Origin of the sequence: Sorangium sp. So ce296, assembly GCF_051529605.1 — a bacterium.
Taxonomy (GTDB): domain Bacteria; phylum Myxococcota_A; class Polyangia; order Polyangiales; family Polyangiaceae; genus Sorangium; species Sorangium cellulosum_D.
The window spans coordinates 6,359,328-6,378,726 of sequence record NZ_CP150325.1; the positions used below are offsets into that span (position 1 = coordinate 6,359,328).

The 19,399-nt window shown below is 72.7% G+C and carries 11 protein-coding genes; 5 read left to right on the forward strand and 6 right to left on the reverse strand.

Annotation, left to right across the window (positions count from 1 at the left end):
* The first annotated feature begins 169 nt into the window (after nucleotides 1-169).
* The 3 genes from WME98_RS23650 (at nucleotide 170) to WME98_RS23660 (ending at nucleotide 4,194) form a co-directional block, all read left to right on the forward strand.
* Nucleotides 170-1,240: a formylglycine-generating enzyme family protein gene (locus WME98_RS23650; protein WP_437953318.1), complete on the forward strand. Its 1,071-nt coding sequence runs from the start codon at nucleotides 170-172 to the stop codon at nucleotides 1,238-1,240.
* 221 nt (nucleotides 1,241-1,461) lie between these two features.
* Nucleotides 1,462-3,000, forward strand: coding sequence for a protein kinase domain-containing protein (locus tag WME98_RS23655; RefSeq protein ID WP_437953319.1), 1,539 nt, complete (start codon nucleotides 1,462-1,464; stop codon nucleotides 2,998-3,000).
* A gap of 189 nt (nucleotides 3,001-3,189) precedes the next feature.
* Entirely contained in the window at nucleotides 3,190-4,194 is a 1,005-nt protein-coding gene (locus tag WME98_RS23660) for a hypothetical protein (RefSeq protein WP_437953320.1), read from the forward strand.
* Between the two features lie 34 nt (nucleotides 4,195-4,228).
* Here the strand turns inward: WME98_RS23660 and fadJ are convergent, their stop codons facing one another.
* The 6 genes from fadJ to WME98_RS23690 form a co-directional block, all read right to left on the reverse strand.
* Nucleotides 4,229-6,457 (reverse strand): fatty acid oxidation complex subunit alpha FadJ, encoded by a 2,229-nt coding sequence (fadJ, locus tag WME98_RS23665; protein WP_437953321.1) that lies wholly within the window; start codon nucleotides 6,455-6,457, stop codon nucleotides 4,229-4,231.
* On the reverse strand, nucleotides 6,454-7,764 hold the full coding sequence (gene fadI, locus WME98_RS23670) for an acetyl-CoA C-acyltransferase FadI (RefSeq protein WP_061625164.1): 1,311 nt from the start codon (nucleotides 7,762-7,764) through the stop codon (nucleotides 6,454-6,456). Before fadI ends, fadJ begins: the two co-directional genes overlap by 4 nt.
* A gap of 522 nt (nucleotides 7,765-8,286) precedes the next feature.
* Nucleotides 8,287-10,230 (reverse strand): CBS domain-containing protein, encoded by a 1,944-nt coding sequence (locus tag WME98_RS23675; protein WP_437953322.1) that lies wholly within the window; start codon nucleotides 10,228-10,230, stop codon nucleotides 8,287-8,289.
* Between the two features lie 115 nt (nucleotides 10,231-10,345).
* Nucleotides 10,346-11,239 (reverse strand): hypothetical protein, encoded by an 894-nt coding sequence (locus WME98_RS23680; RefSeq protein ID WP_061625162.1) that lies wholly within the window; start codon nucleotides 11,237-11,239, stop codon nucleotides 10,346-10,348.
* A 44-nt stretch (nucleotides 11,240-11,283) separates the two neighbouring features.
* Nucleotides 11,284-12,111 (reverse strand): hypothetical protein, encoded by an 828-nt coding sequence (locus WME98_RS23685; protein ID WP_437953323.1) that lies wholly within the window; start codon nucleotides 12,109-12,111, stop codon nucleotides 11,284-11,286.
* 170 nt (nucleotides 12,112-12,281) lie between these two features.
* Nucleotides 12,282-13,982 carry a hypothetical protein gene (locus WME98_RS23690; RefSeq protein WP_437953324.1) on the reverse strand — a complete coding sequence of 567 codons (1,701 nt, stop codon included), beginning with the start codon at nucleotides 13,980-13,982 and terminating at the stop codon, nucleotides 12,282-12,284.
* 80 nt (nucleotides 13,983-14,062) lie between these two features.
* On the opposite strand from WME98_RS23690, the gene WME98_RS23695 reads away from it, so the two are divergent.
* Both WME98_RS23695 and WME98_RS23700 read left to right on the forward strand, forming a co-directional pair.
* Nucleotides 14,063-15,382 (forward strand): hypothetical protein, encoded by a 1,320-nt coding sequence (locus WME98_RS23695; protein ID WP_437953325.1) that lies wholly within the window; start codon nucleotides 14,063-14,065, stop codon nucleotides 15,380-15,382.
* A 41-nt stretch (nucleotides 15,383-15,423) separates the two neighbouring features.
* Nucleotides 15,424-19,335 (forward strand): DUF4215 domain-containing protein, encoded by a 3,912-nt coding sequence (locus WME98_RS23700; RefSeq protein ID WP_437953326.1) that lies wholly within the window; start codon nucleotides 15,424-15,426, stop codon nucleotides 19,333-19,335.
* Nucleotides 19,336-19,399 lie beyond the last annotated feature (64 nt).

The window sequence follows — 19,399 nt, forward strand, 5'->3', positions numbered from 1 at the left end:
GGCCCGAACGCGATGAGCGCTGCCGCGATGGGAGAGATGCTCGCAGGGATTTTCCCGCGGTATCCGGAGGCGCGCTGCGGCGAGCCCGTAACCGGCTGGCGCATCACCGCGTGATCCCGGCCATGCGCAGCGGTGGACAGCCTCCGCGCCGCGGCGGTAGAACGAGGACATGGCGAAGGGCAAGCTCGCGGCATGGATGTGGGCGGCGTGGGCTGTCATGACCGGCGGGTGCGGGACGCTCGTGGGGCTGGACGACGGCTATTACCTGCACGAGGGATCGGGCGGCGGGAGCGGTCCCGGAGCATCCAGCGGGAGCGGCACCGGAGCATCCAGCGGGACCGGCGCTGGAGGGGCTTGCACCGGCGGGGGATGCCCCGCTCCGCCGAGCTGCGCCGGGCTGGACGAGACATGCGGCCCGAGGGGCGACGAGAGCTGCTGCGCGACGCTGGAGGTGGCCGGCGGGAGCTTCAAGCGAGACAACGACGAGAGATATTCCGCCAGGGTGAGCGGGTTCTCGCTGGATCGGTTCGAGGTGACGGTGGGGCGGTTTCGCAAGTTCGTGGAGGCCTATCCCGGCAGCAAGCCCCAGGCGGGCGCGGGGAAGCACCCGCGCATCGACAGGAGCGGGTGGGATGACGGCTGGAGTAACAGCTGGCTGCCCGCGAACGCGGCGGCGCTGAAGGAAGCGCTGACGTGCGATTCGACCTTGTCGACATGGACGGACGTGCCCGAAGCGCACGAGCATCTACCGGTGAACTGCCTGACCTGGTACCTGGCGTTCGCGTTCTGCGCGTGGGACGGGGGCCGGCTGCCCACGGAGCTGGAGTGGAACTACGCCGCGGCCGGCGGTGAACAGCAGCGAGAATACCCGTGGTCGGAGCCCCGGGACGCGACCATCGATGAGAGCTACGCGGCGTACGACTGTACCGGAGATGGGTCTCCGGCCAGCGACTGTGCGTTCAGCGATATCCTGCCCGTCGGGGCCCGGCCGAAGGGCGACGGGCGATGGGGGCAGGCGGACCTGGCGGGGAACATGTGGGAGTGGGCCCTGGACTGGCACGCCGATTATCCGGAAGAAGAATGCGAGGATTGCGCCAACATGGCCGCTGCCTCGGGCCGGGTGGTCCGCGGCGGGGCGTTCATCAACGATGCGTCGTACCTGCTCACTTCCTACCGCATCAAGGACGATCCGGCGAACAGCGGCAATGACGCCGGCGTCCGTTGTGCGAGAGACCTGTAGTGGAGAGCGGCGCCGCCGGAGCTCCTCGACGAGCGCGATGTCGGCGCCCCGCCGTCCCGGCGCGCGATCGCCGCGCGCCGGGCCTCACATGCAGCGCGGCGGCGCGGCGCGGCGATGCGTGACGACGGGCATCGAGGGAGACCGCCGTCGCGCTCGGTCGCAGCCGGCCGCCGGCTCCCTGGATCCTTGACGCCGCCAGCCCGGTAAGAGAGCCTCCCGCCGTGTCGGCCACACTCGCGGAGGGGACCGTCTTCGCGCGGCGCTATCGCGTGGTGCGCCTCATCGCTACCGGTGGAATGGGGAGCATCCACGAGGTGGTGCACCTGGAGACGGCGCGCCGCCGGGCCCTCAAGGCCATGCACCCGCACATCTTCGCCGACGAGGAGATGCGCGAGCGCTTCAAGCTCGAGGCCCGCATCGCGGCGGACGTCGAGAGCGAGTACATCGTCGACGTCTTCGACGCGGGCGTCGACGAGGCGACCGGGACGCCCTTCCTGGTCATGGAGCTGCTTCGCGGCGAGGAGCTCGGCCAGCGCCTGAAGCGCGCCGGCCGCCTGCCGCCCGCCGAGGCGATCACCTACCTCCACCAGACGGCGCTCGCGCTCGATCGCACCCACGCCGCATCCATCGTGCACCGCGACCTCAAGCCCGCAAACATCTTCCTGTCGGAGCGGGAGGACGGCTCGGTCCGCGTGAAGCTCCTCGACTTCGGCATCGCGAAGCTCATCGCCGAGAGCACGGCCGCGGCCGGCGCCACGCGCAACCTCGGCACGCCGATCTACATGGCGCCCGAGCAGTTCCAGGTCGGCGCGAGGCTCACGGGGGCCGCGGATATCTATGCTCTGGGCATGATCGCCTATACGCTGCTCGTGGGGGTACCCTACTGGAGGCAAGAGGCGAGGAGCGCCGGCGACATGGTCGCGTTCGCGCTGCTGGCCGTCCGTGGTCCTCAGGAGCCGCCGGTGCAGCGCGCGCGAGCGCAAGGTGTGATGTTGCCGCCGGGCTTCGATGCGTGGTTTGCGCGGGCCACCGCCGTCGTGCCGGCGGCGCGGTTCGGCCGGGCGGTGGAGGCGGTGCAGGCCCTGGGCGAGGTGCTCGGCGTCCCGGTGGGCGGTGACCGGTGGTCGATCTCCGGGACGCCGTCCCGGCCCGGGATGGTCGCCGCCGCCACGGCGATGACCCCGGCGCACGAGGCGGCCGAGCCGGCGACGATCCCGGACCCGGAGCGCGACTCGCGCTCCCACGGGCTGACGCTCGCGAGGACCCAGACCGAGGCGGCGGTGTCGGCCGGGCCGACAAGGGCGGCGAGGCCGATGCGCGGGCCGATCGCCGCCGGACTGGCGGTGCTCGGGCTCGGGGTCCTCGGCGCCGGGAGCTGGCTCCTGCTGGGCGCTCGCGGCGGAGGTGGTCCGGAGGCGGCGGCTCCGGACCCTGTTTCCGAGGCGTCGGCAGCGCCCGGGCCGACCGCGGCAGCGCCCGGAGTGGCCGCGGCAGCGCCCGCGACAGCGTCCGAGCCCAACGCCGCGCCGCCCGAGCCCAGCGCCGCGCCGCCCGGGTCCAGCGCCGCAGCGGTGCCTGCGACCTCGGTGCCGGCCTCCTCGGCCCCCGTCGCGGCCTCCCGCCGCCCGAGCGCACATCCGCCGGCGCCTACCAGCACGTCTGCGCCCTCGAGGTCCAAGGCGCCTCCGGCGTCGTCCGCCAACAAGAAGCCGCCGCCGCGCGAGCCCGCCTCGACCCCCGACCTGTATGGGCGGCATTGATCTGGCGCTCCGCCGCGCCGCCGCCGCGCCGCCCGCGCGCTCCGTGACCGGCCCGATGCGCCCCCGCGAGGCTCGCTGGAGGGGTGATCTTTCATCTCGCCTGCCTGCCCTCCGGCCATCATGCTCCGCGTCGCTCGTCCCCCACAGGGGCCCGTGTCCCGAGCTCCCTTGCCCGCTGAGCGCCAGATCATGACTCGTTGGTTCCGCCGGCCCACGCAGCTCCTCGCCGCCCTCGGCATGCTCTCGCTCTCCGCGCCCGCCGCGGCCCAGGACATCGCGGCCGCCGAGGCGCTCTTCGACCGAGGGCTCGCCGACATGAAGGCAGGTCGCTACGAGACGGGCTGCAAGGCCCTCGCCGAGAGCGAGCGCCTCGACCCTCAGCCGGGCACGCTGTTCACGCTGGCCTCCTGCGAGGCGAGGTGGGGCCGGGTCGCCACCGCGGCGGCGCGCTTCAAGGACTACATGGCGCTGTTCGATCGGATGACGCGGGCCGAGAAGGCCCGGCAAGGCAGGCGGCCGCAGGTCGCGGCCCAGGAGATCGACGCGCTGTCTCGGCGTGTCCCGCGGCTCTCGCTCTCCCTGCCGCCGGGCGCGCCGGCCGGAACGGTCGTGCGGCGCGACGGCCACGAACTGGGCGACGCCTCGCTCGGCGTCGCGTTGCCGGTGGATCCAGGAGAGCACCGGATAGCGATCGAGATGCCGGGAGGGGCTGTCCAGGAACAGCGCATCACGATCGCCGAAGGCGAGTCGAAGGCGCTGGTGCTGGACATCAAGAAAGGAGCGCCGCCGCCGACCTCCGGCGCGCCGGAGGCCCCGGCGGGCCGTCGCACGGCGGCCTACGTCGCGGGCGGGGTCGGCGTCGCGGGGCTCGCGCTGGGCGGGATCGTGGGCGCGCTCGTGCTCGGCAAGAAGGGCGTCATCGACCGGCACTGCGGCAGCGCCATCCAGGCCAGCGACCCGAAGGCCTGCGATGCCACGGGGCTCGACGCCGCGAACAGCGCGAACGCCATGGCTGTGGTGAGCACCCTCGGCTTCGGGGTGGGGCTGGCCGGGCTCGGAGCGGCGGCGGTGCTGCTGTGGACCGAACCGACGCCGGCCGGCGCGGCGACCGGCGCGCGCCCGAGGTGGGTCAGCGCGGGGGTGCTGGAGGCGGGGCCGGCGGGCGCGGTCCTCGGCGCGCGAGGCAGCTTTTGAGTCAGGCCGCCGCCCGCCGCCGCGCCCCGGCGCGTCAGTCGTAGAAGCGCTTGCCCGTCCTCGCCGCCTCGACGAGGGCCGGGGCGGGCGTCCAGCGCTTGCCGAAGCGGCGCTCGTAGATCTCGATGCGGCGGAGCACCTCCGCGGGGCCGAGGGCGTCGACGTAGCGGAACGGACCGCCGCGGAAGGGCGGGAAACCGAGGCCGAAGATGGCGCCGATGTCGCCGTCGCGCGGGCTCCGCAGGACGCCCTCGCCGAGGCAATGCAGCGCCTCGTTCACGAGCTGGAGCGAGCACCGCATCTGGATCTCCTCGACCGCCACGGGCGGCTTGTCCTTCGCCTTCGGCACCGGCAGCCCGAGCACGGCGTACACGCTCTCGTCCGGGTGCTTCCCCTTGCCCTTCTTCTTCGCCGCCGCGCCGTACAGGTACATCCCGCGCTCGTTCTTGCGGCCCTTGCGGTCGTCGGAGACGAGCTTGGCCATCGTGGGCGGCGGGGACATGCGATCGCCGAACGCCTCGATCATGATCGGGCCGATGTGCGCCGCCACGTCGATGCCCACCTCGTCGAGCAGCGCCAGCGGGCCCACCGGCCAGCCCCACGCGACGAGCGCCCGGTCGACCTGCTCGATCGACACCCCCTCGGCCAGGAGCCAGCTCGCCTCGTTCATGTACGGCCCGAGGATCCGGCTCGTGTAGAAGCCGACTCCATCGTTCACCACGATCACCGTCTTGCCCTGCCGCTTGCCGACCGCCACCGCCGTCGCGACCACCTCGGGAGACGTCGCCTCCGTCCGGATGACCTCGAGCAACGGCATCTTGTGCACCGGGCTGAAGTAATGCATCCCGACCACGTTCTCCGGCCGCCTCGACGCGGCCGCGATCCGGGAGATCGGGATCGACGACGTGTTCGACGCGAAGATCACGCCGTCCTTGCCGTTCGCCTCGACGTCCCGCACGACCGCGTGCTTCACCGCGAGATCCTCGAACACCGCCTCGATCACGAGGTCGGCGCTCTTCAGGCCCGAGCTGTCCGTCGTCGTCGTGAGCAGCGCGAGCTTCTGGTCCCGCTCGAGCGGCGTGAGCTGCTTCTTCTTCACCCGGTCGCCGAGGATGTCGGTCACGTACTTGAGCCCGCGGCCGAGCGACGCGTCGTCGCGATCCCGGAGGCGCACGGCGATGCCGGCGTTCAGGCTCACGTAGGCGATGCCCGCGCCCATCAGGCCGGCGCCGACCATCGCGATCTTCTCGACCTTCCTCGGCTGCACCGACGGGTCGTCGACGCCGGTGTCCTTCTTCATCGCGTTCGTCGCGAAGAAGAGCTCCATCAGCCGGTGCGCCGTGCTCGACACGACGAGCTCGCCGAACGCCCGCGCCTCGACCTCCCTCGACGCGTCGAACCCCCGCTCCGCGTAGGTCCGCAGCACCTCGATGATCCGCTCGGGCGCCGGATAGTGCCCGCCGGTCTTCTCGCGCGTCTGCTTCTGGGCCTGCTGGAAGAGCAAGGCCCGGCCGATCGGGTTCTGCTCGAGGGCGGCCCGGGTGAGCGCGGCGGCGTCGAGCTTCGGCCCCTTCTTGCCGGCGCGCGCCGGCCGGAACGGCGGGCCGGCCGCAGCGAGCTTCAGCGCGAGCGCCGCGGCCGTCTCCTTCAGGATGGGCGCGGGGACCACGTCGTCGGCGACGCCGAGCTGCCGCGCCTTGGAGGGGCGCATGTTCTTGCCGGTGAGGCCGTGGTCGAGCGCCGCCTGCAGGCCGGCGCGCTCCGCGAGCCGCTGCAGCCCGTTGATCCCGGGGAGCAGGCCGAGCTGCACCTCGGGCAGGCCGAGCACCGTCTTCTTGTCGTCGCTCAGCACCCGGGCGTGGCAGGCGAGCGCCACCTCGAGGCCGCCGCCGAGCGCGGCGCCGTGGATCGCGGCCACGATCGGCTTGGGCGAGCGCACGAGCCGCAGGACCGCCTCGTGGCCGGCCCGGCACATCGCCTCGGCCTGGGCCGCCGTGGTGACGCTCTTCAGCATGTCGATGTCGGCGCCCGCGATCCAGGTGTCGGCCTTGCCGGACACGAGGATCGCGGCCTTGATGAGCGGGTTGCTCGCGATCTGGCCCATGATCCGCTCGAAATCGCCGGCGAACGTGGGCTTCAGCGTGTTGACCGCCTCGCCCGGGACGTCGTACGTGACGACGGCGACGCCGTCGGGGCGCACCTCGAGGGAGACGGGGCTCTTGGCCGCGGGGGACTGCGTCGCGGCGCTCTCGGTCGTCGTCATGCTGCCTCCAGGACCACGGCGGCGCCGAGGCCGCCCGCGGCGCAGACGGTGAGGAGCGCGTGCTGGCCGCCGCGCTTCTTGAGCTCGCGGAGCGTGGAGAGCACCATGCGCCCCCCGGTGGCCGCGAACGGGTGGCCGAGCGCGATCGAGCCGCCGTTCACGTTGAGCTTCTCGGGGTCGACCTCGCCGACGGCGGCGGACCGGCCGAGCTTGTCCGCGGCGAACGACGGCGACGCGAGCGCCTTCAGGTTCGACGCGACCTGCGCGGCGAAGGCCTCGTGCATGTCGACGAGGTCCATGCGATCCAGCGACAGGCCGGCGCGATCGAGCGCCCGCGGCGCGGCGAGCACCGGGGCCATGAGGAGCTGCCAGCCCGGGTCGACCGCCGCGTAGGCCCACGACTTCACGTACCCGAGCGGCTGGTAGCCGAGCGCCTTGGCCTTGCTCTCGCGCATCAGGAGCAGGGCGCTCGCGCCGTCGGTGAGCGGCGAGGCGTTGCCCGCGGTGATGGTGCCGTGGCGGCGATCGAACGCGGGCGACAGCTTGGCGTAGGCCTCGAGGGTCGAGTCGTCCCGGACCACGTTGTCGCGCTCGACCGGCTTGTCGTACGGCGGGGGGATCACGTGCATGACCTCGGCCGCGTACGTGCCGTCGCGCCAGGCGCGCGCGGCGTTCGTGTGCGAGCGGTGGGCGATGGCGTCCTGCTCGGCGCGCGAGATGCCGTTCTGCTTCGCCATCTTCTCGGCGGCCTCGCCCATCTGCTCGCCCGTGGTCGGCTCGCGCGAGAAGCCCGGGATCGGGGGCACGATGTCCTTCAGCGAGAGGCGGGAGAGGATCTCCAGCCGGGCGCCGAGCGTCTTGGCCTTCTGGAGGTCGGTCAGCGCGGAGGCGAGCTTGCGGGAGACGCCGAGCGGCACGTCGCTCATGCTGTCGGCGCCGCCGACGACGGCGACGTCGTGCTGGCCGGCGAGCATCGCCTCGGCGGCGCTCGTCATGGCCTGGAGCGACGTGGCGCAGGCGCGCGAGACGCTGAAGGCGTCGATGTCCTTGGGCATGCCCGTGCGCAGCACCACCTCGCGCGCGACGTTGAGCCAGTCGAGCGTCGGCACCACCTGGCCGTAGACGACGAGCGTGACGTCGCGCGGGCTCACCTCGCTCCTCTGGAGGAGCTCCTTGACCACCGTGGCGGCCAGATCGACGGTGCGCATCGCCTTGAGCGCCGTCCCCGCCTTGGTGAACGGCGTGCGCAGCCCGGCAACGACCGCCACCCGGTCCTTGCCGCCCTTCCCATTCTTGCCTGAAGCCATGTCGACTCCTCTGCTGCCGGAGGGCCCGCCGCGGGCCCGCCCCGCGCGCCCCGCGCAGCCCCCCCGGATCCCGGCTCGCCGGTTGGAGGGATCCCTTAGGTGCGCTAACGCGGCGTGTCAACCTCGCTCGGTGGAGGCGAGGCGGAGCGCGCGCTCGGCGCGGCGAGGAGGGTGGAAGATCGGTGAAGCGGCCCTGAATGCCAATTGGGCCCACACGGGATCTTCTCCACAGCGTTATCGGCCATGCGGAAGCTCATTCGATTCAGCGCCTTGCTCTGCAGCGCTTCGGCGCTCGCGGGGTGTGCGACATTTGCCAGCGGCTCGGCGCCGGGAGCGCTGCTCCGCGCGGTGTGTCTAGATCGCGGTCGGCCAAAGAAAGACTGAAAAAACAAACACAAAGACCAAAGGTGCAAAGGCGCAAGGGAGAAGAGACGAGAGAGAATTTTTTTTAACTATCTCTTTTTGTCTTTGCGTCTTTTTTTCTTCTTCTTCACCCCCGTCGCGGCAGGCAGCCACGCCCGCTCACGCCTCGCGCAGGAACGCCTCGAGCAGGGTCGCCGATACCTCAAGAAGGTCGCGCTCCGTCACGATGCCGACGAGCCGCTCGCCCGCCACCACGGGCAGGCAGCCGACGCGCTGCTCGCGCATGATCCGCATCGCCTCCAAGGTCGGCGTCTCCGGCGTGATCGTCACGGGATCGGCGTGCATGACGGACGCGACCGTGGGCGGCGCGGACCCGTTCGACGCCGCGGCGCCGCGGGCGACGAGCCGGAGCAGCGCGCGGTGCGAGACGACGCCGACCAGACGGCCCCGCTCGTCCTCGACCGGCACGTGGCGCACGTGCCGCCAGTCCATCACGCTCGCGGCGAAGTCGACGATGTCGGTGGGCCGCACCGTGAAGAGATCGGTCGACATGAACTGGCCCACGGTCCGGTAGCTGTCGCGCAGCAGATCCAGGTCCGCCTCGAGCGCCGCGGGCTCCCAGGTGTGCACCGGGCGGCCAGCCCCGCCGCTCTCGGACTCCTCCTGCTGGCGGGCGAGCATCGCGGCCGAGAGCGCGCGGCACTGCAGCTCCGGGGTGCCCTGCCCGGCCATCGCCGCGAGCGAGCCGAGCGCCCACTGGGCGCCGGTCTGGCCGCGGCGCACGCGCTCCTCGACGACGCCGAGGTAACGGTCGATGTCGGCGGCGTCGATGCCCGCGGCCGCGAGGCCCTCCCGGGCCGCCGGGAGGAGCTCCGTGAGGATGAGCTCCGGCGCGGGGAGGCTCCGCCCCCCGGTCCACGCGAGCTGCGCCTTGAGGCCGTGGCGGGCCGCCGCGAAGAAGTTCGCCTTGGCGTCCTCGAACGGCATCTCCAGGTCGATGCGCGGGAGCCGCTCGGCGAGTCCGGACATGAGGCCGAAGAAGAAGGCGGCGTTCGCGACCTCGTCGAGGAGGGTGGGCCCCGCGGGCAGCGCGCGGCTCTCGATGCGCAGGTGCGCGACGCCGTCCGCGACGCCGTAGCAGGGGCGGTTCCAGCGGTAGACGGTGCCGTTGTGGACGCGCAAGGCCCGGAGATCCGGCGCCTCGCCGCGCGCGAGCGCCGCGAGCGGCGGCTCGCCGGTCTCGGCGGTCATGATCACGCGGAAGCGCGCGATGTCCTCGCGGAAGATCTCGAGCGCGCCCTCGCGCACCCAGCCGTCGCCGAAGTGGACGCGGGGCTTGTGCTGCCGGCCCTCGCGGTCGCTCGGGCGGGTGTCGACCGAGGTCTCGAACAGGGCGATCCGCGTCTCGTGCCAGAGCCGCTGCCCGAGGAGCAACGGCGAGTTGACCGCGGCGGCGAGGACCGGCGCGGTCACCGCCTGCGCCAGGTTGTAGAGCGGCGCGAACTCCCGCGCCCCGACCTGGAGGTGGACCTGGAAGCTCGTGTTGCACGACTCGAGCAGGATGTTGTCGTGGGTCATCTCGAGCTCGTCGAGCCCGTGGATCGACACGCGGAAGTCGCCCTGGCGCAGCTCCCGGAGCGCGCGGTTGAGCTCGTGGTAGCGCGGCACCGGCGTGAGGCTCTCCAGCCGGAGATCGCCGGCGCGCAGCGTGGGGAGGATGCCCGCGAGCAGCACGTCGGCGCCGACGGCGCGCGCGGCCTCGGCGGCCCGGCCGACGACGTCGGCGAGCTCGGCCTCGAGGCGCCGCAGGCAGCCGCCGCCGAACGGCAGGGGGGTGAGGTTCGCCTCGAGGTTGAAGCGGGCGAGCTCGGTCGTGAGCCGGCCGTCGGCGGCCCGCTCGAGCACCTCCAGCGCGACCGGCGCGGGCCGGAGCGCGCGGTCGACCAGGAACATCTCCTGCTCGGCGCCGATCCGGCGCACGCCCGACTCGATGCGATCCTCCTCGAGGAGGCGCTCGAGCGCCGCGACGTCGTCGAGCAACGCCCGCATGAAGGCCTGGAGCTGCTCCTCGTTCGCCCGCTCGGAGACGTGATGCTCGCCCATCGTGATCCACCCGCCCTTTCGCCCGGTCCGCTCCCGCTCCGAAGCCTACGACGGGCGGCGGCGGCGCGCGCGGAGCATTCCCGCGGCGCGCCGGCGGACGTCACGCCGGTGGACGTCAGAACCTGTGGCCGACCGCGAGCCGCAGCGTGGCGACCTTGTCCTCGGCGAGGCCGAACCCGAGCGGCGCGTCGAGCGCCACGAGCAGCCCCGCCCGGCCGTAGAAGCCGGGCTCTGCCGGCGTGTAGCCGACGAACGGCTCCAGCGCGAGCTGCGCCAGGTCCTCGTGCGCGAGCGTCAGCGCGGCCTGGAGCCGGAGCCCGCCGCCAAAGGCGCCCTTGCCGCGCAGCTCGAGCTCGCTCCCCTGCTCGAGCACGAGGTCGACGTCGCCCCCGCTGGTCGGGAAGGCGACCATCACCGCGGTGTCGGCGCGGTAGACGAGCCGCGTGGCGATCTCGGCCTCGACGCCGCCGCGGGCCCGCAGGGGGAAGTGCTCGGGGATGAGCCGGTGCAGATCGGCGTAGGCGCGCGCCGGCAGGGTCGCCTGCAGCGCGGCGCGCGCGTCCGCGTTGGGATCGGTGATGACCGGGATCGAGAGCGCGCCGCCGCCGAAGACGGCGAGCTTCTTGGACATCGTACGCGCGTAGTGGGCGCCGACCGTGGGGTTGCCGAAGAGGAAGCTGCCGGCGCTGCTGCTCTCGTCGACGTCGAGCCGCGACGACCGGAACGTGGCGGAGACGCTGCCGTAGGCGAGCGGGAGCTCCGCATCGAGGAGGAGCCGCTTGCGCCACGCCAGCTGACCGACGAGGGCGAAGCTCAGGCCGAACGTGCTCACCTCGGACTCGACGTCGGCCATCGACCATCCGGCCGACTTGCTCAGGACGTCGAGCTCGAGCGCCGCGCGGGAGCCCTGGGATCGGATCCAGCTGGTATTCTCCGCCGATGCGGCGGTCCGGGCCGCCAGGGCGAGGGAGAGGAGGACGGCGGCGGAGAGCAGCGGTTTCGCGTTCAAGCGGTCCCAGCTGCGATGACTAACACGGTCCGGCTCGCCCGTGATCACCGAACGGCGCGCTCGGCGCCCGCGGCCTCCTCGTCCTCTTCCTCGTCCTCTTCCTCGTCGTCGCTGTCGTCCTCGTCGTCCGCCTCGCTGTCGTCCTCGTCCTCGTCGTCCTCGTCCGCCTCGCTGTCCTCGAAGAGGAGCGAGGGGGCGCCGCCGGCGCCGTGCTCCGCGAAGATCGCGTCGGCGGCCACCACGAGCTCCTGAAGGCGCTCCGCGTCCACAGGGCCGTACACGGCGATCGCCATGACGCGGTCCTGCACGAACAGCCACGCGTCGGGGAAGTCGCGCAGGGCGTCGCGGACGCGCGCCGAGAGCCACCGGCCGATCGACTTCGCCTCCGGCCCCTCGACCAGGAACTGCTCCATGAAATCCGGGTCCTTCTTGAACTGGACGCCGGTGTTGGGGGCGCGCCTGCCGTCGATGATCGGCAGCGGGCACACGGTGAGCCGGGGCGCTGGCTTGGCCAGCTTCGCGACCACCACCTGGTACTCGCTGCCGTTCTTCGCGTCCGGCCCGGCGACCGCGACGTAGGCGAGCTTCGGGACGAGCTCGTAGCGGGAGACGACCGCGCCGCCGCCCGCGTCGTCGAGCATCCGCTCGAGGCTGCCCGGCATCGAGCGCACCGGGCGAGGGCCGTCGATGTCGGCGACCGTCTTCCGGGAGTCGCGCTGCGCCCCGGCCCGGCGCGAGGCCGCCTTCGGGGTCATCAGCACGCGCCAGCGCACGAGCTCGGCGTCGCGCCGCGCCTCGTGGCGGCCGCGCAAGCCGGTCAGGTACCAGACGACGAGCAACGCGAGGGGACCTACGTACCAGAGCCAGGGCATGGGGCGGCGATGCTAGCAAACCTCGCGGAGCCGCGGTGGGGTTGCGCGCATCCGAGGTAGGGGGGCGCGCGTCCGCGGTGGGGATGCGCGCATCCGCGGTGGGGCTGCGCGCATCCGAGGTGGGGGGGCGGGCCTTCGCCGCGGGGACGCACGCCCGCGGGCGGCGGCGCTCAGGGCGCGGCGGCCGCGGGCGGCGGCGCGTCGTCCCGCCGCTCGAAGATGCACCAGTAGCCGTTCTTGCTGTGGCGGATCATCCCGGCCACCTCGTAGATGCCGCGGAAGCGCCGGTCCTTGCGGAGCTTCTCCTGCGCCGGGAACGGGAGCTTGTCGCACGTGTCGGCGCCGCCGACGAACACGAAGTACCGCGGCGACTTGTCGAACACGCGCTGCACGTAGCCGGGGCCCGTCTTGCGCGTGTAGCCGCCCGGGAGCTTGGAGATCACCGGATCGACGAGGCCGAGGAGGTCGAGCACCGGATAGTCGGTCGCGTACCCGATGTACCCGATGTCGCCCACCGCGACCTCGCCGGGCTTGTTGTGCTCCTGGAACCACGCGGCCGTGCCGCCGGCGGCGGTGTCCCAGAACCGCTTGTCGTCGTCGAGGATCCGGAACTGGGCGCGATCGAGCTTGTGCGCCCGGAAGACGCCCAGCGCGACGATGCAGCCGACGGCGAGCGCGCCGGCGCCCGCGGCGAGCGCGATCGCGCCGCGCTCGCGCGACGCCGCGGCGCGGGCCGAGAGCGCGGTGAGCAGCGGCTCGAGCAGCGAGCGGGCGCCGAGGCCGGCGAGGAGGAAGCAGAACGGCTCGAACGGGCTCATGAAGCGGTAGAACGGCATCCAGTCGCCGCCGACGAGGAGCACGTAGCCGCCCACCGCGAGCGCCAGGGCCGCGACGCACAGCGCGTCGCGGTGGCGCGCGACGATCGCCACGCAGAGGCCGAAGAGCGCGAGCAGGAGCACCGGCGAGGTGTGCGCCGCGTACTCCGCGAGGTAGCGCTGCCCGCCGGCGAGCTGGTCGGTGAGGCTCCCGGTCTTGGCGCTCAGCGTGTTCGGCAGCCACGTGCCGTAGTAGCTGTGCCGCCAGAGCATGTGGCACGCGATCGGCGCGGCGAAGACGACCCCGCGGAGGAGGTTCTGCCGCCCGAAGAAGCGCAGGCCGAGGAACAGCATGGGGATGCCGAGGAACATCGGCGCTTCGGGGCGCGTCAGGCCGGCCAGGCCGAAGACGAGGCCCGAGTACGGGAAGCCCGTCCCCCGGTCGCGCTCGCGGAACATCATCTCCGTGCCGGCGAGGACGAGCAGGACGAAGAGCGGCGTCTCCAGGCCGAAGACGGCATATCCGCTCTGCACGATCGAGGTCGCGAACAGCCACGTGGCGATGCACGGGATCGCGCCGTGCGGGCGTAGCCGCGCCGAGAGGAGGTAGATCGCGCCGAGCGAGCCGCAGGCGGCGAGGCCGCCGAGCACCTTGGCGACGACGTCGGGGTCGAGGCCGACCTTGATGAAGGCCGCGAGCAGCACCGTCCAGAGGAAGTTCGTGTACCCCTCGATGCGCTCGCCGGCGTTGTAGACGAGCCCGAGGCCGCGGGCGAAGTTGCGCGCGTAGCGGTAGGAGATGTACGCGTCGTCGATCGTGAACGAGCGCACCCGCACCATGTTCGCGACGAGCACGATCGCCGGCAGCACGAGGCCGAGCGCGAGGTGCAATCGACCGGAGAGCGGCGCGCCGCGCAGCCAGTCGCGCAAGCCCCGGGCAGGCGGCGCGTCGTGCTCGCCTTCGGCCGCGTCGTCCACCTCGCCGCCGGCGTCGCCGCCCGCCGCCGCGTCCCCGACGCGCCCGCGCACCTCTTCGTCCAGTTCCAGGGAAGCCATGTGATGCGTCTCCCTAGCATGGATGGTCCATGAAGGGGTTGTTTCTTGGTCGGGGCGGTCATCCCAGCTATGCTCGAAACATGCGTGCAGTCATTGTCGCTCTTGCCGCCTCCTCCGCGCTTTCCCTCGCGCCGCCCGCGCTGGCCGCGCGGGACATGCCGTGCGCCTTCTATGGAATCGACCCGGGGGCGCCCGTCGACGCAGGAAAGGTGTTCCTCGACGAGGAGCGGGCAGAGCAGGTGGCGCGCGCGGGCGCCGGCGCCGTGCGCGTCGAGTTCCTGCTCGACGGCGCCGAGGCGTGGGACGAGGACAAGCTCGACGAGTACGAGGCCATCATCGACGCCGTGCGCGGCGCCGGCCTCGAGCCGCTCGGGCTGCTGTCCCACCGCACGCTCGCAGAAGGACAGGCACGCTGGAACGACGACCCGGACGGGGACGGCAACAACGCCTATGTGGAGGCGTTCGCCGCGACGGCAGAAGCGCTGATGACGAGGTTCGCCGGGGACGTCGTGCGCTGGGAGATCTGGAGTCAGCCGAACTGCTTCGAAGACCCCGATTACGCGCTCGATCCCGAGAACGCCGGCTGCACCTACATCCTGCCGCGCGTGCTCGCGCAGATCCTCGCCCAGATCCGCATCCGCAACGAGGCGCTCTTCAACGTGGGCGAGCTGTCGCTGATCGCGGGCGGCCTGCTCGCCTCGGACGACGCCGCGGCGCCGTTCTCGGGGGTCGACTACCTGCGCGAGCTCTACGAGCAGCCCGTGCTGGAGGAGCTCGCGCTGCGCTACGGCGAGCGGACCCCGTGGTCGTACCTCGGCCATCAGCTGTTCGTGAGCCAGTTCAGCGAGGTCGACCCGGTGGCGTTCGGCGGCACCCTCGACGAGGTGCGCGAGCTTGCCGAGCAGGCGGGGGACGAGAGCCCGTTCTTCGTGACCGGGATGGCGTGGTCGTCGGCGCTCGTGGGCGAGGAGCTCCAGGCGGCGAACCTGACCACCTCGCTCGAGCTGCTCTCGCAGCGGGACGACGTCGCGGGCGTGGTCTGGGCCAGCTTCCAGGACGCGCCGGGCGCCGAGCGGCTCTACGGCCTGGTCGACGAGGCCGGCGCCGCCAAGGTCGCGTTCGCCGCGCTCCGCGACGAGGCCGCGGGCTGCGAGCCCGAGCAAGGCGGGGGGACCGGGAGCGGCGGGGACGGAAGCGGCTCGAGCAGCGGCGGCGTGAGCGGCGTCCCGTTGCCCGGCACGAGCGGTCAGGGAGGGCGGCCGATCGATGGAAAGCGGCGCGAGAGCTCCTGCAGCTATGCCGCCGGCGCGCCCCAGGGCCGCGGCGCGCTGCCGGATGTGGGCTGGCTCGCGTTGCTCGCGGGACTGGCGATCGCGGCGCGTTCCCGCCGCGTCATCTGAAGTCAATACGGGTGAGCGCGGGCATCGCCTACACTGGCGCCATGCCTCACCGATCGATGCGCGTCGCGCGGCTGATGGCCGTGCTCGTGGGCCTCGTGTTCTGGAACGGCTGCGGGGACGACGACGGAGGCGACACCCCCGCCGGCGTGTGCGGCGACGGCGTGGTCGACGCGGGGGAGGTGTGCGACGACGGCAACACGGCGGAGGGCGACGGCTGTTCGCCGACGTGCCATCCCGAGGAGGCGCCGCGGCCCCGCTGCGGCGACGGCGCGCTCGACGCGGGCGAGGCGTGCGACGACGGCAACGCGCACGGCGGCGACGGCTGCTCGGCGGAGTGCGAGATCGAGGTGCCGCCGCGCTGCGGGGACGGCGTCGTCGATCCGGGCGAGCAGTGCGACGACGGGAACGTCGCGGCCGCCGACGGATGCGAGGTCGACTGCACGAAGTCGAAGCTCCTGGAGATCGCCTGCGGGGAGCTCCCGCCGGTCGCGCACGGGACGTGCGAGGTGGTCCCCGGCGCGGGCGCCACGCTGATCCAGGGCGTCGTGCTCGCCCCGGGCGCGGTGTACCGCGGCGGCCGGGTGCTCGTGGACGAGCGGGGCACGATCGCGTGCGTCGGCTGCGATTGCGAGGCGGCGGGCGCGACGGTGATCACGTGCCCGAGGGGCGTCATCTCCCCTTCGCTGATCAACACGCACGATCACCTCACGTTCACGCAGAACAGCCCGTATACCCCGACGGAGGAGCGCTACGAGCACCGGCACGACTGGCGTACCGGCCGTGACGACCACACGAGGATCGACACGCCGGGCTCGGCCACGCAGGCGCAGATCCGGTGGGGCGAGCTCCGCTTCCTGATGGGCGGCGCGACGTCGATCGTCGGCTCGGGGAGCGCGACCGGGCTCCTCCGGAACCTGGACCGGGGCGATCAGGAAGGCCTGGCGCAGGATTCGGTCCTCTTCGACACCTTCCCGCTCCGCGACTCGAGCGGCCGCGAGCTCGTGAGCGGCTGCGGCTACTCGAACGACATGGTGAGAGGGGAGGACATCGAGGGAGAGGCCGCCTATTGCCCGCACGTGGCCGAGGGGATCGAGGCGTCGGCGCGCAACGAGTTCGTCTGCCTGCAGACGGCGCCGAACGACGTGCTGAAGCCGCAGAGCGCGTACATCCACGGGATCGGCCTCACCGCGCCCGACTACGCGGCCATGGCGGAGAACGGGACGGCGCTCATCTGGTCTCCGCGCTCCAACATCACCCTTTACGGCGACACGGCCGTGGTCACCGCCGCCGCCCGCCTCGGGGTGCAGATCGCCCTCGGCACGGACTGGATCGCGACCGGCTCGATGAACCTCCTGCGCGAGCTCCGGTGCGCGGCGGCGCTCAACGAGGTGTATTACGACGGCTTCTTCACCGACGAGGAGCTGTGGAGGATGGTGACCGGGAGCGCCGCCTCGGTCACGGCCACCGACGAGGTCATCGGCGCGCTGTCGCTCGGGAAGGTCGCGGACATCGCCGTCTTCAACGGCGCGGAGCGCGCCGATCACCGCGCGATCGTCGCCGCCGATCCCGAGGACGTCGTGCTCGTGATGCGCGGCGGGAAGGTCCTTTACGGCGACGCGGCCGTGGTGGCCGCGGTCCGGGGCGCGGAGGCCTGCGACGAGCTCGACGTGTGCGGTGTCGCGAAGCAGGTCTGTCTGCAGGACGAGATCGGGATGGGGCTGGAGCAGCTCGAGCGGGAGGTGGGCGAGATTTACCCGCCCTTCTTCTGCGACGAGCCCGATCGCGAGCCGCTCTGCACCCCGTCGCGCGCGGCGACCGCACCCGTGAACGCCTCGGTGAACGGCTCGACCGTCTACACCGGGCAGCCGACGGACGAGGACCTCGACGGCGACGGCATCGAGAACGGCGCGGACAACTGCCCGAGCGTCTTCAACCCCATCCGGCCACTCGACGACGGGGCGCAGGCCGACGCCGACGGCGACGGCGACGGCGACGCCTGCGACGCGTGCCCGGTCGACGCGGGCAGCACCCTCTGCTCGGCGCCGAACCCGCATGACAGCGACGGCGACGGCGTCGAGAGCGGCGCGGACAACTGCCCGAGCCTCGAGAACCCCGACCAGGCCGACATGGATGGCGACGGCAAGGGCGATCCGTGCGACCTCTGCCCGGCGGATGCGAACTTGGGAGTGCAGGGCTGCCCTGTGTCGATCTACGACATCAAGGACGGCACCGTCGCCGAGGGGATGGTGGTGGCCCTGGAGAACGCGCTCGTGACGGCGAAGCACGCGAGCGGGTTCTTCGTGCAGGTCAAGCCCGGGGACCCGGAGTACGCGGGGCCCGCGTACTCCGGCGTTTACGTCTACAGCCCGGAGAACGCCGTGGTTGCGGGCGATCGCGTGCGGATCGCGAGCGCGGCGGTCACGAACTTCTACGGCCAGATCCAGCTCGGATCCGCCGTTGTCGAGGTGATCGCGTCGCTCGGCGAGGCGGCGCCGGCGCCGGAGCTGGTCGCGCCGGCCGACATCGCCACCCGCGGGCCGCGCGCCGCCGAGCTCGAGGGCGTGCTCGTCGAGGTGGCGGACGTCAGGGTGACCGGGCTCGAGACCATGTACAACGAGTTCTTCGTCACGGGCGATCTGCGCGTGAACGACCTCCTGTACCTGGCCGACCCGTTCCCGGTGGTCGGCGACCGCTTCGCGAGCATCCGCGGCATCCTCGATTACCGGAACGACAACTCGAAGATCGAGCCGCGCAGCGCGGAAGACCTCGTGCCGGGCCCGCCGCGGCTCGCGGCGTTCGGGCCGGCGGCGTCGTTCGTCTACGCGGGGCAGACCGGGGCGCAGACCGTGCCGGCGCCGCTCGAGGTGACGCTCTCCAGGCCGGCGCCGGCCGACATGTTCGTGGCCGTGACCTCGGGCGACCCGGCGGCGCTCGCGGTGGTGGGCGGCGGCGTGACCGTGCCCGCCGGCGCGACGAGCGCCCCCGTGCTGCTCGACGCCGTCGCCGCGGCGGAGGCGGTGACGCTCACCGCGGCCCTCGACGTCGTGAGCCTCACCGCGACGGTGCGCGTCCTCGACCCGGCCGAGGCGCCGGCGCTGGCGGCGCTCGACCCGTCATCGGCCACGGCGGCGCCGGGCGGCACGGCGTCGTTCACCGTGGCGCTCGACATCCCGGCGCCGCCGGACGGCGCGGTCGTGGCGCTCGCGCTCGACCCGCCGGACGCGGGCACCCTGCCGGCGTCGGTCACGATCCCGGCCGGGCAGCAGAGCGCCACGTTCGACTACGTGGACGGCGGCTCGAGCGCCGGCGTCACGGTGACGGCGACGCTCGGGGAGAGCTCGCTCACCGCGACCGTCGAGGTGGTGACGGTGGCGGGAGCGCTCGTGATCAACGAGGTGGATTACGATCAGGAGGACACCGATGGTGCCGAGTTCATCGAGATCTACAACGGCACGGGCGCGCCGGTGGACCTCGCGGGTCACGCGATCGTGTTGATCAACGGCGCGAGAGCGCCTGGCTCCGTGTACGAGACGCTCGACCTGAGCCCTGCCGGGACGCTCGCGGTGGGCCAGTACCTCGTGGTTGGCAGCACGGCGGTGGTCGGCAGCGACACCCAACCGGGGGTGGTGCCGGAGGGCGCGCTGAAGATCGCGTTCTCGGGCGAGCAGAGCAACCGGGTGCAGAACGGAGCGCCGGACGGGATCGCCTTGGTGAACACGACGACGGGCGCCTTGATCGACGCCCTCTCCTACGAGGGGAGCATCACCGCGGTCACGATCGGGGAGGCCAGCGTGAGCCTCGTCGAGGGCGCGCCGCTGCCTGCCTCCGTGGCGGACGTCAACGATGCTCCGGGCTCGCTCTGCCGCCTGCCCGACGGGACGGACACGAACCAGGCCGCCGCCGACTGGGCGTTCTCCGAGACGATCACGCCCGGCGCGGCGAACGTGCCGTGAGCGAGCCTCGGCCGAGGCGCTGCGCTCTCCGGCGCAGCGCGCCTCGGCGGCCGCCATGACCCCG

Bases quoted from the DNA above. Each gene is read 5' to 3' on its own strand.
- WME98_RS23650 (WP_437953318.1), top strand. From the start codon at position 170: ATGGCGAAGGGCAAGCTCGCGGCATGGATGTGGGCGGCGTGGGCTGTC.
- WME98_RS23700 (WP_437953326.1), top strand. From the start codon at position 15,424: ATGCCTCACCGATCGATGCGCGTCGCGCGGCTGATGGCCGTGCTCGTG.
- WME98_RS23675 (WP_437953322.1), bottom strand. From the start codon at position 10,230: ATGGGCGAGCATCACGTCTCCGAGCGGGCGAACGAGGAGCAGCTCCAG.
- WME98_RS23685 (WP_437953323.1), bottom strand. From the start codon at position 12,111: ATGCCCTGGCTCTGGTACGTAGGTCCCCTCGCGTTGCTCGTCGTCTGG.
- WME98_RS23690 (WP_437953324.1), bottom strand. From the start codon at position 13,982: ATGGCTTCCCTGGAACTGGACGAAGAGGTGCGCGGGCGCGTCGGGGAC.
- fadI (WP_061625164.1), bottom strand. From the start codon at position 7,764: ATGGCTTCAGGCAAGAATGGGAAGGGCGGCAAGGACCGGGTGGCGGTC.
- WME98_RS23660 (WP_437953320.1), top strand. From the start codon at position 3,190: ATGACTCGTTGGTTCCGCCGGCCCACGCAGCTCCTCGCCGCCCTCGGC.
- fadJ (WP_437953321.1), bottom strand. From the start codon at position 6,457: ATGACGACGACCGAGAGCGCCGCGACGCAGTCCCCCGCGGCCAAGAGC.
- WME98_RS23695 (WP_437953325.1), top strand. From the start codon at position 14,063: ATGCGTGCAGTCATTGTCGCTCTTGCCGCCTCCTCCGCGCTTTCCCTC.